Below are 14,556 nucleotides of genomic sequence, written 5' to 3'. Positions count from 1 at the left end.
ATTTGTAAACAGATTACTTCAGAAGCAATTCAAAGCATTCTTTCCAGGTTCTTATATAATGGAAATCAGCTTCCACTGTTGTCTTTGTAGGATGAAAGTCCAAACTGTGACTGGTCGCCTGAATCATTAAATTCGCTAACTGATTCGCATTTGTCGGATCAAAAAAGACCGCCTTATCATATCCCGCCAGTGTTGATCTGCCATAAGGCAGATTTGCACAGAGGATTGGTTTATTTAAACCAGCAAATTCAGTTAATGGAAGTCCCCAACTTTCCAGAAAAGACGGGAAAATCATGCAGTCTGCCTCCATATAATATTCAAATAACGCTTCTCGTTTTAAAAACCCAACAAAGGCAACTTGTGGAAAGTCCTTCCGGCCATTTGCCACCAGCTTTTTTACGTAATTGTTTTCCGACCCATCTATGGTCAGAAAAACCCTGTAAACCAATCCTGGGGATTGTTTTTGCAATATTCTACAGGCCTCCATTATCACAGTATGATTCTTATAATAAAATGCCGTAGCTGGAAATATGAAAGTGTAAGGTTTTGTGTCTGCTTCCTGGAAAGAAGAATTGATGTCTTTCAAAGTCTGTGTATCACCCTGTTTAGAATCTACATCCGGACTTTTTTCGTGTTTTAATAAATAATCAGTCGGTGGAAATACCTTTAGTTTTCCTGTTTCCAGCCTGTAAGTCTTTAATAAATATGCTGCAATGACGGGTTGCTGCGTAATCACAAAATCATTGCTCACAATCCCTTTGGTATATATATATTTATATAATAGGCGCAACGCCTCCAAACGGGGTTGATGTTTCCAGAGTTTTAATGCTTTAGGTTTTAATAGAAGGGGATTATGATAATATACGGCTTTAACCGTGGCCCGAACCCGCGGTGTACTGTCTTGCAAAGAAAGCCAAAGCTCCGGTTGCCAGGTTTTAGAAAGTTTATAAAAATTTATATATTCATCATATAGCCGGTGAAATGCAGAATTTCTGGATTTAGGAAATTCTACCCATTCAACCCCCTGTACATCATCATCTTCATAAAGCGCTTTTTTATAAACCAGCGCTTTTATAGTATGGGTAGCGCTATAATATTCGGATAAAAACTTCAGACATTCCTTTACAATAACCAGGGTTCCACCCTGAAAGAATCGGGTAGCTGAAATAACTATGACCGGTCGCTTGTTCATTCAGATTTATTCGCAGCTAATACAACATCACTATCCAGGACTTTGCCCAATTCTGTCTTAAGAATTCTGGATGGATAACGGTTAATGACAACGTAATCGTGCGTTGCCATCAGTACAGTCGTTCCCAGATCTTTACTGATACTCAGTAATAATTGCATAATACCATTGCTGGTCTCTGGATCCAGATTACCAGTAGGTTCATCTGCCAGGATTAGTTTAGGTGAATTTAAAAGTGCCCTTGCGATATCGACACGCTGCTGCTCCCCTCCGCTCATTTCATAAGGCATTTTAAAACCTTTACCCTTTAATCCGACCTTTTCAAGGGAATCATTGATCTTTTCATCAATCAGGTGCTTTTCTTTCCAACCAGTTGCCCTAAGTACAAATCGCAGATTTTCAAAGACATTGCGATCAGTCAGGAGGTGAAAATCTTGGAAAACAACCCCTAATTTTCGGCGTAAAAATGGCACACTTTTCCAGGTCAAGCCACGAATCTCCGTACCAGCTACCGTGGCTTCTCCTTCTTTGAGTGGGATTTCTCCATAAAGGGTCTTCAATAAGGACGACTTCCCAGTACCTGTTTTGCCTACCAGATAGACAAATTCTCCTTTCTCAATCTTGAAATTTACATCCTGCAAAATGAGATTATTGCCCTGGTAAATATTTGCGTTACTGATAGAAATGACGGATTCTGCCATGATTTTAGGGTTAAAACTCTTAAAAATACAATAGAAAGGCAAGATAAGACTGTTTGGGGGGAATCTGCAACAGAAATCGTCAAAACATTTGCAAAATCGACAGATATCTAATTGTTCAATAAAAAGGGGCCGATATTCGGCCCCTTTGCTAAAATTTAATTAAAACGCTTATTTGACATTTTTGCGCGTATCCCACCACATTTGTTGTCCCCAATAATTATCTTTTACATTGGCGGCAAATGGTTTACTGTTGGCCCCATTAAGTCTGGCTTCGCTTGCCGGATATGGATATCTGAATGGAGGCCTGTTGTGACCAGGATAAGGTGATGCCGGAGCAGGAGCCATTAAAGGAACATCCGTTCTTCTGCTTTCGGCCCAGGCTTCATGACCATCTTTATACAAGGCAATCCATTTTTGTAAATAGAGCCGCTTAATATCCCCGTTCCATTTTACGTTTGACTGTGTTTTATATTTGTCATCAATTACTTTATTTTCTGCCAAAGAAAGATCAATTCCTTCATTATAGGCCTCTTCAGCAGTTGTACCTACATTCCATCCCTTCTGGGCTGCTTCGGCCAAAATAAACTTAATTTCTGCAGCGCGCATAAAGGGCGTATAACCTGTCGGATTGTTTGCATAAAATCGCCAATAAATGAATAGTGTGACAATCCACCCGGAGCAGATGTTCCGCTAAGCCCAATGATAGAGCCACGATAAACAGTTTGCTCCTTTTCCTCTAAAACAGGATTTGCATATACGGGCAATCTGGGATCATCTAGCTCTTTAAGGGTATCAATCATATTTGAACTCACCGCATAATTATTTAACCGACTACCAAGATACAAACCAGTATACCAAGATTCATCAGTCAATATATCAGCAGTTCCTGCTCCTGCCCAATTGAAAAAGGCATTATCTGCATTAGATTCTATAATCGGGTTTTTACTTAAATCCCCCATTATCGTCTCAATGGTCGACTTTGCAAGAGCAGGATCCACATCAGAGATTCTTATGGCCATTCTCAATCTGATTGAATTACAAAATTTTTGCCATTTGGCAACATCTCCACCAAAAAGAAGATCTCCCTCCCCAACATTAGAGCTCGGAGACGGATTATTAAATAAATCATTTGTTGCCTTTAATTTATTTAATAAAGAAGGATATATATCTTCCTGCTTATCATATTTTGGTGTGAGTTTCCCTGAATCTGCAGCAAGTGCTCCAGAATAAGGAATGTCGCGCCACCTATCTGTTGCGACCTGCCAAATATAACACTGAATCGTTGTTGCAACGGCCTGCAAATCGGTGTTATCGCTTGCTTCTGCTGCATTAATTACAACCTGAAGGCTCTTTAATTCCCTATAAAGATAAGTCCACATATTTTCAACTGTACCTGTTCTGAATTGATATCTGGATTCATCTATATATTGGATTTTAGCAATTTGACCGCTATAACTTTCGGGTTCATCTATGTCTCCCCAGCTATCCCATAAATTTGCTGCAAAATCCTGTAAAGAAAATGCAAGCAAATTAGTAGCGGGTGCATTAGATGGTTTATTTGGATCAGTATTAATTTTATCGAAATCTTTTGTACAGGCTCCTATCCCAAGCATAAGAATCGATAAAAGCAATAGGATGCTATATTTTATCTTTTTCATTGTTTCAATTTTTAATCATTAAAAGTTCAGTTTCAGTTTCAGTCCTATACTTCTATTGGATGGAATCTGACCCTGTTCAATACCTAAACCATCATTCCCTACACCAAAGCCGGTTTCGGGATCAATATGTGCTTTATTACCCTTGGAGGTTTTTAATAAAGCCACATTATAGGAGAACAACGAAAGAGAAGCACCTTTCAGCCAATCAACTTTAGAAAGACTGCTTTTAGGAAATGTATACCCAAACTCGATTTGACGCAGTTTAATATAACTACCACTAAACACATCAAACTCACTACCTCCGGCGTTGGCATAAGTTAGTTTTTTAAATACATCAGAAGCAGAAGCTCTTATATCATTAGGCGTTCCATCTTCTTTAACGAACTTTTTATCCGTCATATAATCTTTACCCAGAATAATCCCATCTTCTCTCATATTGCCTTCAGCAGTATATGCCAGCACACCAGTATAGCCACCAAACATGTCTGTTACGGAATAGATATCACCACCTCTTCTAAAATCAACCAAGAATCCTAAATGGAAATTTTTATAGGCAAACGTATTGTTCACGCCACCAACCCAATCAGGAGTGATGTTCCCAAGAACCTGCGTACTCTCAAAGGTTGGCAATCCCTCCGCGTCAACGACAATATTTCCATTGTCATCTCTAACCATCTTATCTCCTCTAATGACACCAAACGCTTGTCCAGGTATGGCATCAACAGTAATTCCCCAGGCGCCAGTTATATTAAAAGATTCTAACTTTTCTCCTGTATTTGGATCAGTATACAATTTATTTACCATGTTCTTATTCTTGGCAAAATTCACATCCATATCCCATGACAATCCATTAGGAGTTGTTGGTCTAAGAATTCCCAAATGCAATTGTAACTCAATCCCCTTATTTTCAATTTCACCGGCGTTCACGACTAATCCTGAACTACCACCGGCTGCCGAGATATCCACATTCATTATCTGATTAGATGTTTTCTTATCATAATAGGTGGCATCCAGACCAATTCTGTTTTGGAAAAATTGCAATTCAAGACCAGCTTCTATACTTTTTGCCATTTCTGGTTCAAGAACCAAAGCCGGAAGGCTTGCAGGGTATCTATACATTGACACCCCGTTAAATGTATAGGTAATTGGTGTGTAAGTTGGAAATACCTGATATGGATCAGTTGCATTCCCAACTTTTGCCCAACTGGCTCTAAGTTTACCATAGTTTAATATGCCATGATTTATTCCAAGTGCGTCTGAGAAGATCCAGCTTAAACTAGCTGACGGATAAAAAAATGAGCGGCTGGCTGCTGGTAAAGAAGAATTCCAGTCGTTTCTAGCCGAGAGATCCAAGTTCAGCCAATTTTTGTACCCAATAGAAGCCTGTCCAAAGATGCTGTTTGATCTCAGATGATAATCATACATGGTCTGAGTCGTTGACCCCTTCGCATTGGCAATGGTGAATAAATTTGGCACGGTTAAGTCACCTGCACCTATCGTACTGTTCTTTTGTGTATAATCTCTATAATTTGCACCTGCGTTATAATGTATAGAGAAGTCTGATGATCCAATTTGATCACCACCAGAAGCCAATAAATCTAAGTTCAATTCATTTAAGTGATATTCTCTTTGAATGAATGTGCCATTAATTCCCGCTAGCCAATTATTGAGTTCCTGACTAGTAGATATTTCCTTTCTAAACTCTGTAGACCAATCATCGCCAGCACGAGCTTTTAAATTAAACCATTTACTAAATTCATATGAAAGACTCATATAACCAAACATCCTGTCTTTTTGCCTTGCATTGTTAAAAACAGAATAAACTTCAGCATATGGATTATTGTGATAACTGCTATTCCAGTTATATAACGATCCATCATCATTTACTTTCTTATAATTTGCCTTCAGATCTTTCATATCAACCTGCCGTCCAAACCAGTTACCAATGCTTTGCATAGGATTGTAACTGTTATAACCTTGGCCAATCAAATTCCCATTGTGTATATGCACATAATTAATTACACCCTCAGCAGTTAATCTAGAAGTAAGATTCTGAATGGAGTTGATACTGAAATTATATTTTGTTTGGTCTGTATTAGGGATAGTACCAGTTTGCTTCTGATGTCCCATACTAAAACGGGTGCTCCCTTTATCTGAATTTGTGGAAATAGATATATGATTGTCTATGGTATGTCCTGTAGCAAAATAATTTTTTACATTATCCGGATGTGAAATCCATGGAGTCGCTGTACGATTCCCATCTGCATCTACTGGACTGTTATATTGGGGAATCATTAATCCAATATCCAAACGTGGTCCCCAGCTTTCATCCGTATTATCATTAACCCCATTTCCTGCGCCATCAACATACTTAAACCCATACATTTCTGCATATTCCTGATAAGTCATATCAGGGTGGTCACGTTTCCAAACATATTCGCCGCCATTACTACCTTGCCCATATTTATTTTGGTATTTTGGTAAGATGTATGGGTTTTCAAAAGAAATACCACCAGTATAGCTAACTCCAATACCGCGATTACCTGAACTCTTTCCAGATTTTGTTGTAATTAAAATAACACCATTACCGGCTCTATATCCATAAAGAGCTGCAGCATTGGCGCCTTTTAATACGTTTATGGAAGCAATGTCATTGGGGTCAATATCTTGAACTCCAGAGCCATAGTCCACAGATCCATATGCGCCAACATTCGTGGCAGCGTTACTAATTGGCACCCCATCAACAACAATCAATGGTTGATTGTTTCCAAAAGAATTATTGCCTCTCAGCACTATTCTTGAACCTGCACCAACGGCTCCACTGGCAGCAGTAATCTGAACGCCCGCAGCTCGCCCCGAAAGTGAGTTCAAAACATTATTTTGAGTTGTTTGTGTCAAATCATCCCCTTTCACTTCTTGGGTTGCATACCCCAAGGTTCTTTTTTCTCTTTTAATACCCAAAGCAGTCACAACGACATCATTCAACTCACTAATGTTACCAGGTTTCAAAACAACTTCTATATTGTTTTGTTCGCCAACAGTCACTTGGAGTGACTGATAATTCAAAGCAGTAATAACTAACACATCTTCTGAACTAGCAGCAATGGAAAAGTGACCACCATCGTCCGTGATCGTTCCCAATTTAGTTCCTTTGATTGTTACAGATGCAGATGTTAAAGGGGCTCCCTTTTCATCCTTTACTGTTCCATTTATTTGCCTTTTTTGCGCAAAACTGCTATTTGCGAAAATCACAAAGCATAAACAGAACAGTAATAAAAGTTTTTGTCTCATGTACTTTTATTTTTTATTCTTTAAATTAACGCATGCTAACTGTTGTTAGTATGCGGTTTTTCAACAAAAAAACAATTTAGGGATTTCCTAAATTGTTTGTTCTGGTGGTTTTCAGCAGTAAAATTACGTTAATGAATCTACTTATTTAACATTCAAAGAAGTTTTTTGAAAAGTATTGAGACTTTTCTTTCCTGTTAAACATTGACATAAGCGTAAATACAAATATTTAATTTTTACTATTTATAAAGATAATTAATTCTTATCCATCTAAATAGCAAATATTTATATCTTTGTTTTATTAGAGATTAGCAATAAATTCAGCATTTTAAACTCCTAGTTTCAGGAAGTAGTTAATAAAATCACAATTCTTTAAACGATCGTTAATCCTTTGAAACAGAATACACCAAATGAACATCCTCTTTAATTTCGAACTTACCCAAATCATTATAGAAAATTAATGTATTTAAACATTCGTTTGAAAAATAGAACCCACTCAAGGTAATTATGGTGTTTGACCAAATATTATCTTTGACGAATATTAATATGCATTTCCTACGATAAATTATTGCATGATATACCGTTTAAGATAAAATTTTAATCTTGAAATAGAAGCTATCAAAAGATCTATAGATACTTTTTTAAAAAAGCCTTCTAAGATTTTTGAATCTTAGAAGGCTTTTTAGGTTCTTTTATACTTTTAACTATCTAGGCTTAACATAGGTGAAATCTTCAACCATATGGCCCCCAATACATCATAAACCACATGCATCGATTTAGTTGTTGGATCCCACTTACTTTCAGGATAATTCGTAATTGGATATCCACCAGAAATTGCGATCACCGTAACCTGATTTGTGGACGGATCAATTTGGTAATCAATCGTGTTAGAGTAATAATAGAATAGATTGCCCCTAACGGTATGCGCTCCTGTTGTTTCCAATTCAGCATCTGGAACCGTTCTTGTTGTAGCAAACCACCCATCCATTTTGTATTCATATACACCGTCGTAATCATTCTTCGGTGTGACATTAACTACAATTTTATTAAAATTCCCACTAATGATTTCACCAGAAGCATCTGTTATTGTTAATCCTATCGCATAGCTGGCATCAAAATCTATTTGGTCAATTTTAATTGGTATTAACAATTCAGATCCAAGGGATCCCTTTTTAATAACAACTGACGCAGGCACGGTATACAATGCAGGATCTAAAGGTTGCAAAAATCTATCAGAATCAGGGTTTCCATCATCATCAACATATTGCCTCACATTCAACGAATCCACAACAGAATTATCGACCTCAATTTTTACAGTAATATCTTTGGACGCATGATTTGCTCCCGCAAAATTAACAGGGACAACTAATGTATCTAAAGGACTAACAGGAAAGGCTGCCACATACAACCTATAAGGATTATTTGCGCCAGACAAAATATTGCTGACATTCCCAAATTCAACTACATTATGTGTTCCTTCCGGGGAAATGACTTGCGTATCTTTCAGGCACGATGTAAAAAATGCCACCCCCAAAAATAATAATAAATAATTAATAATTTTTTTCATTCTTACTCTTTTTAGTTATTGAACAATGTCAACTATTTCGCCCAAAATATTTTATCTGTAAATACATTAATTTTATCCCCTCCAGCAGCTTTCCAATTCTTCTCATTATACGTTTGCTCACTCTGCGGATAACGAATTCTATTAGGAAGCTTATTTGCGGCCGTAGATTGAGATAATAATGATACAAAGCTATTGACTGCATTATTTAACGGAGAAGCAGAACTCTTAGGATAACCAGTTCTTCTAAATTCATTCCAAGCCTCTAATCCAAATACCTGATTACTTGCAATATACTTCTGTGTAATAATCGCTTCTAGTTTTTGAGCATCATTTTTCGCAGAATCAATATTAACCAAATAATTCTCCTCATTATCCTCAAAGTATTGATTCACATTCGCATTGACATTTAATTGAATAGTATCTCCAATTCCATTAATTAAACTCTGTACAAGCGACCCGGTTTCTCCTTGTTCTAAATAATTAAAGGAAGCTTTGATACCATTTTCAAAATCTGCTTTCATATCTCCACCTATTAAACCTTTCAGGACTCCTTCAGCCTGCAAAAATAACTTTCGGAGGCAAACATTACAGGCATTCCCATAGATGGTCCTTTAAATAAACCTACACCTTGATAATCACTCGCACTACTTCCGATAAACCACGCATTAGGATTTGGCGAAACATCCGCATCGTCTTGGGTATATCCAAGTTGGTTATTGTTTACATCTGGAAAATCTTTAAAAATAAGTGCTCCTCTAATATCATCTGTAATTTTATCTCCGTTATAAAATCCTAACATATAAGGAGTTGGAACCCTTTGTTGAAAACCGCCTGCTTGTTTAGATCCACTCGCATTGAACACCTGATTCCAATAGGGAGATATACTTGAGGAGGTGCTGTAACCAGGATTACAAATTGCATCTGCTGTTAAAAATCCAACAGAATTAAACGTTTTATTTGCAAATTGTACCTTGTCGCCGGCTCTCAGAATCAATCTAAGTTTGAGCGTGTTAGCCAACTGTTTCCACTTATTTATATTTCCCCCAAATAAAGGATCGCTTTGAGCAGATAGCCCTTCAGCACCCGCACCCAAGCTTTCCGCCTTTTCAAATAAAGAGATTGCGGTATCACACATTAAGGCTAGCGACTTATATATATCTGGTCCTTTATCATAAACTGGAGTAATATTAGCTGCGCCTTGATTTGCTTCAGAAAATGGTACATCATTAAAATATCAACAAGATTTTGAAAATCATATACCTTAATAACCATGGCAGCAGCCGCAAAATTTGTCAAACTCTCATCTTCTTTTGCCGCACTAATAACAATATTTAAATCAGTCACATTGTCATAAACTGTATTAAAAATACCCGTATAATCAGTTGTATAATTATAAGTAACTAAGGTCCCCAACCTGAGACGCCGCCGGCATTAGCAATAAACCCAGCAACCTCCCCTCCATAAACGCTTCTTGCAATTCCGGCATTTGCAAAACTAACAATTGCCTGTGGAAGAAGTTTGGCAGGTGGTACTTCAGTAGGTGAATTGGGGTTGTGGTTAATATCCACATATTTGTTACAGGATGTTCCCATAAATAACCCAATGGCAACTACGCTGAAAATATATAATAATTTCTTCATTTTAATCTTTTTAAATGTTTAATCCCTCACAGCTTATCTTTAATTAAAAATTGACTTTGATTGTGCCACCAAAAAATCTTGCTGGAGGGTTTTGATCTAATGTATTAATACCAATATAGTTCGCTGTATTACCAGCAGCTGAATATTCTGGGTCCGTATAGATATTAGTCTTAGGTAAAAAGATCAGTAAATTTCTTCCCACTGCGCTAATAGATGCTCCTTTTATGAATTTTGTTTTCTCTAATAAGGATTGGGGAAATTCATAGGTAATAGAGACCTCTCTCAATTTCCAGAAATTACCAGAAGTAGCATAGTTTTCAGTAATTTGAGTTCTAGGTGCTCCCTGGGTCCAGTAATCCGGCCCACCATTTGCCACCGTTATATTAGTATTATCTACATATTTCCCAGTTGCAGGATCCAAATAAACAGAATTAGGAATTACAAAGCGTTCCCTATTAAACATAACCGTGTTAATTGACGATCCTGAGAAATCAAAAGTGTTACCACCTCCATTATATATGACATAACTACCTCTATATTCTGTGACGGCCTTCAAGGAAATATTTTTATATGAAACATCCAAATTAAATCCAATCCTATCTCTTGGCTGTGTATTACCCAATGGTGTAATCTCGTCAGCTCTAGTAGGATAACCAGACACGGGGTCAACTATTATTTTCCCTTCATCATTTGTTTTATGCCTGTAACCATATAACATAGGGAACTGAAGCCCAGGTGAAGCATAAACGCCTGTTCCATCACCATAAGTATACAGTGCAAACTTATCTAATCCAGGAATTAATAACTTGTCTACCTTATTATTGACATGTGTATAATTTACGCCTAAGTTTAAAGTCCAATCTTCCTGACGTATTATGCCTAAATCAAGAGAAGCTTCAATCCCGCTCCCTGATGTAGACCCAGCATTTGCTAGCAAGGACGTATAACCAGAAGCACCGGAAATTGTTGTGGGCAGTGTTTGGTTGTCCGTATTATTTAAGTAATATGTAAAGGATGTTGAAATTCTGCTTTGGAACATATCTAAGTCAAACCCAACCTCTCTGGAGAAAGTAAATTCGGGTTTCAATCCTTCTTGTACTAACCTATTTCCTATCGTGTATCCAGATACTCCATTATAAGGGTAACCGGCTCCCTGTCCATAAGTTGTCTGCAAACTATAAGCACCAAGGTTTACTTCCCCAACATTTGAAATCGCAGCTCTAACTTTCAATAAATTTATAATCCGACTATCACGTATTGCTGGAATGGCTCTGGACAAAACAAATGAGACGTCACCTGCAGGATAATAAAATGTGTTATATTCAGGATCTAATACCGAAACCTGGTCTCTTCTTCCCGTAATATGGACATTTAAATAGTTTTTGTAAGTGGCATACAATTCCGCATACAACCCCACGGTCCTATCTTTAGCAGAACTTTGGGACGCCGATTGAGGGTTTATGTTATTGCTTAGATTATATAAATCTGGCAAGCTTAAGCCAGAAATGCTGGCACCAATTCCATTGGATTGATTTTGAATAATCTGACCTGCCAAATTCAACCTTAAGGATAGGTCCTTTATACTCTCCTTTTTGAATGTCGCAATGAAGTCCCCAATAATTTTGGTATTATAACTAGCTCCATCAGAAACAGATCCCGTAATATCACTAGCTTTATACGTACCGACACTTCTTTGTTTCACAAAATCACTAAATGTATATATTCCTACATAACTTTTAAAAGACTGATTGGAAGTTGTTATACCTCCTCTTGCTACAAAAGATAACCATTTTGTCGGTTCATATGTAACCCCAATATTACCTAGGAAATAATCATTCCTTACATTCTGCCGATAATTGTCGTTTAAGAAATAGGGATTATTGTAATACTCGTTGTAATAAAAATCTGGGCTAGCAAAAGAATCTGTCTCCCAATTTTGATAATTTGTAAGTGGAATTTGCCCTGGTGTATTCAAGATTTGATTGTAAATATCGCTGCCTGCAGTCGTTTGATCATATCTATTCTGTACATAATTGGCGGTATAATTAACTGTTACCTTATCAAAAGTTTTTGAGTCCCACTAATTAAAAAAGTAGCTCTGTTATATTTATCATTAGGAATAGTCCCTTCTGCTGTTAGGTATTGTCCAGAGAAAAAGAATGTACCATGTTCAGATCCTGAAGAGACACTAAAGTCAGTTTGATTCGCGAAACCTGTTTGCCAGAATTTTGTTTTCTCATTTGCATATTGATATGGAACGCTTTGTGTTTTTCCAGAAGGAAGTGACCTACCGATCTCCCGTAATGTCCCATCAAATAACGGCCCGTACTGTTGGTTTTCAAACGGAATATATCCCGTAATATCAGCAGATGAACCAGAACCGTATAACTTTTGGAATTTTGGAAAATATGCCACGTCAGTAGCAGTAATCGTCTGCCCTACTGAAATGCTGGCCTTTCCAACTGCACCTTTTTTCGTGGTTACAATCAATGCACCGTTTGATGCTGCAGATCCATAAATGGCTGCGGCACTTGCGCCTTGCAATACATTTATTTCTTCGATATCATCAGGGTTCAAATTACCCAAAATAGAATTAGGAACAATTACATTATTTAAAACAATCAATGCCTGATTATTTCCCAGAATTGAACGATAGCCCCTTAATACAACGCTATAGTTAGGATTAATGCCGCTACTAACACCATTAATCTGCAATCCAACAACTTTTCCTGATAATGACGTAATAACATTAGTAGGAGAAGCTTGCGTTAAGGTTTTGCTCTCAAGCACTGTTGAACTAAATCCTTGCTGGATCTTTTTCACTTTTAAACCATTGGCAGCAGTTACATACACTTCTTCCAAATTTGTCGCTTCATCCGCTTTCAAAACTATTGGTAAACGACTTGCTGCTTTTAATTCCAAAGGAAGATAGCCGACACTTGTAATAACAAGTATGGAATTATTTGCCACGGTTATGGTAAAATTTCCTTCTTCGTCGGACAAAGTGCCCTTGTTTGACCCTTTGACTTTGATCGATGCCGATGGAATAGGATCCCCACTCTCGTTTTTCACAGTTCCGTCTACCCTTAATTGATCTTGGGCAAATGTACTGTTCATAAATAGGAACAGCCCGAAACAGAAAAGTAATAATAATTTTTGTCTCATGTACTTTTGATTGATTAAAAAAACTTAATGTTAGTCGTTAGTTACAATTGGATTTCTAGTTAATTATTAAGCATTATTGTAAAGATAACAACGGTGTAAAGTTAATTAACCATTCAACATAATTAACGTTTTTGCAGGTTTTTTTTTAAAAGAATTTAACGTAATATATCACAAATTTCATATGTTTTTTTAATAATATATGGCTAACGGTTAGAAAATCAAAGTTTTATAACACTATTTAGTCTACTAAATTAGTAGGCTTTGCGCAATTAAGATAAAATTTATTTTTACAACTTCGTTGCAAATAATGCATAATTGTGAATTTAACCGCCCTTTATTTTAACCTAATCTTCCCAAAATCTAATTCCATCAATACGGGCAATGTTGTATTCTTATGGTCATCCATAAAATCCTGCACCATTATAAAACCAAGATATTTCCCAATATTATCAGGAAACTCCTTTGGTAAATCTGATGGTCTTAGATTATCACTTAAATAAGCAACAATTTTCTCCGGATTTTTAGTTTGTAATAGGCTTTTCTGTTCAAAATATCTTTTAATTATTATGCTGTTATTATGACACCATTTAGTTTGAGATTCAGAATACCCAAATATTGCGGAATCAGTAAGGTCTGGCAATAACGCTTTAAGCAAATAGACTTTTCGTCCTTCTTCCGCCAATTTTTCCCCAAGTGTAAAATGGCCCGCCTTATCAGGGAATTCCCTGTTAATCCAACTCATGATCGCATTAGGTGCAATATAATCTGGTGCAAATTGCTGCAATCGCTGCTTCCCAAATAGACTTTCCAGATAATCCGCTTGTTTAATATAGCCAGAGAACTTAGAGCCGAAGAATTGCTGCAAACCAATGCAGAGACCGGATTTACTAACAAAACTCCCATATCCATCAATCGGGCCTATATAGGTGATCACTTTAGTGGGTAAATCCAACCCGGGAAAATAAATCTTTGCCCTTTTAAAGGCATTTTCTATTTCTTTTATTTGTCTATTTAAATGTGGGATATAGTAATCGACACTATCATATACCTCTTTATTGGATCTCAAAAAAGCATTTATCTGCCCTTTTAATTCCCCATCATCCATTGAAAATGCGGCAATATTATATAAAAAGTCATTGTAAAAATATCCGTATTTCGTCTTAAGGCTATCCAATCCTTGTTCCAGCTTATTTGTATCGAGTCCAAAGAAGTCTCGTTCAAAATGATCTACATTAATTTCAAGTTTCACTTTGCGGATATTAGGCCCTTTTTTATTCCCTGTTGCGCACCCCCAAAATGAAGCCATTACTATTATTAGTATAATAACAATAGGTGATTTTAGCCATCG

General features: G+C 36.9%; 11 protein-coding genes and 1 pseudogene. All 12 read right to left on the bottom strand.

From position 1 onward, the window contains the following. Nucleotides 1-13 precede the first annotated feature (13 nt). Nucleotides 14-1,192 carry a glycosyltransferase gene (locus tag FSB73_RS09020; protein ID WP_146781163.1) on the bottom strand — a complete coding sequence of 393 codons (1,179 nt, stop codon included), beginning with the start codon at nucleotides 1,190-1,192 and terminating at the stop codon, nucleotides 14-16. Then, on the bottom strand, nucleotides 1,189-1,890 hold the full coding sequence (locus FSB73_RS09015; RefSeq protein WP_146781162.1) for a cell division ATP-binding protein FtsE: 702 nt from the start codon (nucleotides 1,888-1,890) through the stop codon (nucleotides 1,189-1,191). The genes FSB73_RS09020 and FSB73_RS09015 overlap by 4 nt, the downstream gene beginning before the upstream one ends. A gap of 168 nt (nucleotides 1,891-2,058) precedes the next feature. Further along, on the bottom strand, nucleotides 2,059-2,469 hold the full coding sequence (locus FSB73_RS26545) for a SusD/RagB family nutrient-binding outer membrane lipoprotein (RefSeq protein ID WP_158639477.1): 411 nt from the start codon (nucleotides 2,467-2,469) through the stop codon (nucleotides 2,059-2,061). Further along, nucleotides 2,436-3,548 carry a SusD/RagB family nutrient-binding outer membrane lipoprotein gene (locus FSB73_RS09005; protein ID WP_146781160.1) on the bottom strand — a complete coding sequence of 371 codons (1,113 nt, stop codon included), beginning with the start codon at nucleotides 3,546-3,548 and terminating at the stop codon, nucleotides 2,436-2,438. Before FSB73_RS09005 ends, FSB73_RS26545 begins: the two co-directional genes overlap by 34 nt. An 18-nt stretch (nucleotides 3,549-3,566) precedes the next feature. Beyond that, nucleotides 3,567-6,839, bottom strand: a complete 3,273-nt coding sequence (locus FSB73_RS09000; protein WP_146781159.1) for a SusC/RagA family TonB-linked outer membrane protein — start codon at nucleotides 6,837-6,839, stop codon at nucleotides 3,567-3,569. A gap of 697 nt (nucleotides 6,840-7,536) precedes the next feature. Beyond that, nucleotides 7,537-8,403, bottom strand: a complete 867-nt coding sequence (locus FSB73_RS08995; RefSeq protein ID WP_146781158.1) for a DUF1735 domain-containing protein — start codon at nucleotides 8,401-8,403, stop codon at nucleotides 7,537-7,539. A 32-nt stretch (nucleotides 8,404-8,435) separates the two neighbouring features. Continuing rightward, on the bottom strand, nucleotides 8,436-8,924 hold the full coding sequence (locus FSB73_RS08990; protein WP_262712549.1) for a SusD/RagB family nutrient-binding outer membrane lipoprotein: 489 nt from the start codon (nucleotides 8,922-8,924) through the stop codon (nucleotides 8,436-8,438). Nucleotides 8,925-8,944: 20 nt separating this feature from the next. Continuing rightward, nucleotides 8,945-9,622 (bottom strand): annotated as a pseudogene (locus FSB73_RS08985) (SusD/RagB family nutrient-binding outer membrane lipoprotein); the annotation flags it as partial. A 181-nt stretch (nucleotides 9,623-9,803) separates the two neighbouring features. Then, nucleotides 9,804-10,043 (bottom strand): hypothetical protein, encoded by a 240-nt coding sequence (locus FSB73_RS08980; protein ID WP_146781155.1) that lies wholly within the window; start codon nucleotides 10,041-10,043, stop codon nucleotides 9,804-9,806. A gap of 43 nt (nucleotides 10,044-10,086) precedes the next feature. Beyond that, entirely contained in the window at nucleotides 10,087-12,018 is a 1,932-nt protein-coding gene (locus FSB73_RS08975) for a TonB-dependent receptor domain-containing protein (RefSeq protein WP_158639475.1), read from the bottom strand. Between the two features lie 77 nt (nucleotides 12,019-12,095). Continuing rightward, nucleotides 12,096-13,208 carry a carboxypeptidase-like regulatory domain-containing protein gene (locus tag FSB73_RS08970; RefSeq protein WP_146781153.1) on the bottom strand — a complete coding sequence of 371 codons (1,113 nt, stop codon included), beginning with the start codon at nucleotides 13,206-13,208 and terminating at the stop codon, nucleotides 12,096-12,098. A 334-nt stretch (nucleotides 13,209-13,542) separates the two neighbouring features. After that, nucleotides 13,543-14,514, bottom strand: coding sequence for a gliding motility protein GldB-related protein (locus FSB73_RS08965; RefSeq protein WP_449371695.1), 972 nt, complete (start codon nucleotides 14,512-14,514; stop codon nucleotides 13,543-13,545). Nucleotides 14,515-14,556 lie beyond the last annotated feature (42 nt).

It is taken from the genome of Arachidicoccus ginsenosidivorans (assembly GCF_007971385.1).
GTDB lineage: Bacteria > Bacteroidota > Bacteroidia > Chitinophagales > Chitinophagaceae > Arachidicoccus > Arachidicoccus ginsenosidivorans.
This window is presented reverse-complemented; position numbering and strand designations above follow the sequence as displayed.

Coding starts and splice junctions, on each gene's coding strand:
- FSB73_RS08990 (WP_262712549.1), bottom strand. CDS start 8,924: ATGAAAGCAGATTTTGAAAATGGTATCAAAGCTTCCTTTAATTATTTA.
- FSB73_RS08965 (WP_449371695.1), bottom strand. CDS start 14,514: ATGGCTTCATTTTGGGGGTGCGCAACAGGGAATAAAAAAGGGCCTAAT.
- FSB73_RS09015 (WP_146781162.1), bottom strand. CDS start 1,890: ATGGCAGAATCCGTCATTTCTATCAGTAACGCAAATATTTACCAGGGC.
- FSB73_RS09000 (WP_146781159.1), bottom strand. CDS start 6,839: ATGAGACAAAAACTTTTATTACTGTTCTGTTTATGCTTTGTGATTTTC.
- FSB73_RS08970 (WP_146781153.1), bottom strand. CDS start 13,208: ATGAGACAAAAATTATTATTACTTTTCTGTTTCGGGCTGTTCCTATTT.
- FSB73_RS08980 (WP_146781155.1), bottom strand. CDS start 10,043: ATGAAGAAATTATTATATATTTTCAGCGTAGTTGCCATTGGGTTATTT.
- FSB73_RS09005 (WP_146781160.1), bottom strand. CDS start 3,548: ATGAAAAAGATAAAATATAGCATCCTATTGCTTTTATCGATTCTTATG.
- FSB73_RS08995 (WP_146781158.1), bottom strand. CDS start 8,403: ATGAAAAAAATTATTAATTATTTATTATTATTTTTGGGGGTGGCATTT.
- FSB73_RS09020 (WP_146781163.1), bottom strand. CDS start 1,192: ATGAACAAGCGACCGGTCATAGTTATTTCAGCTACCCGATTCTTTCAG.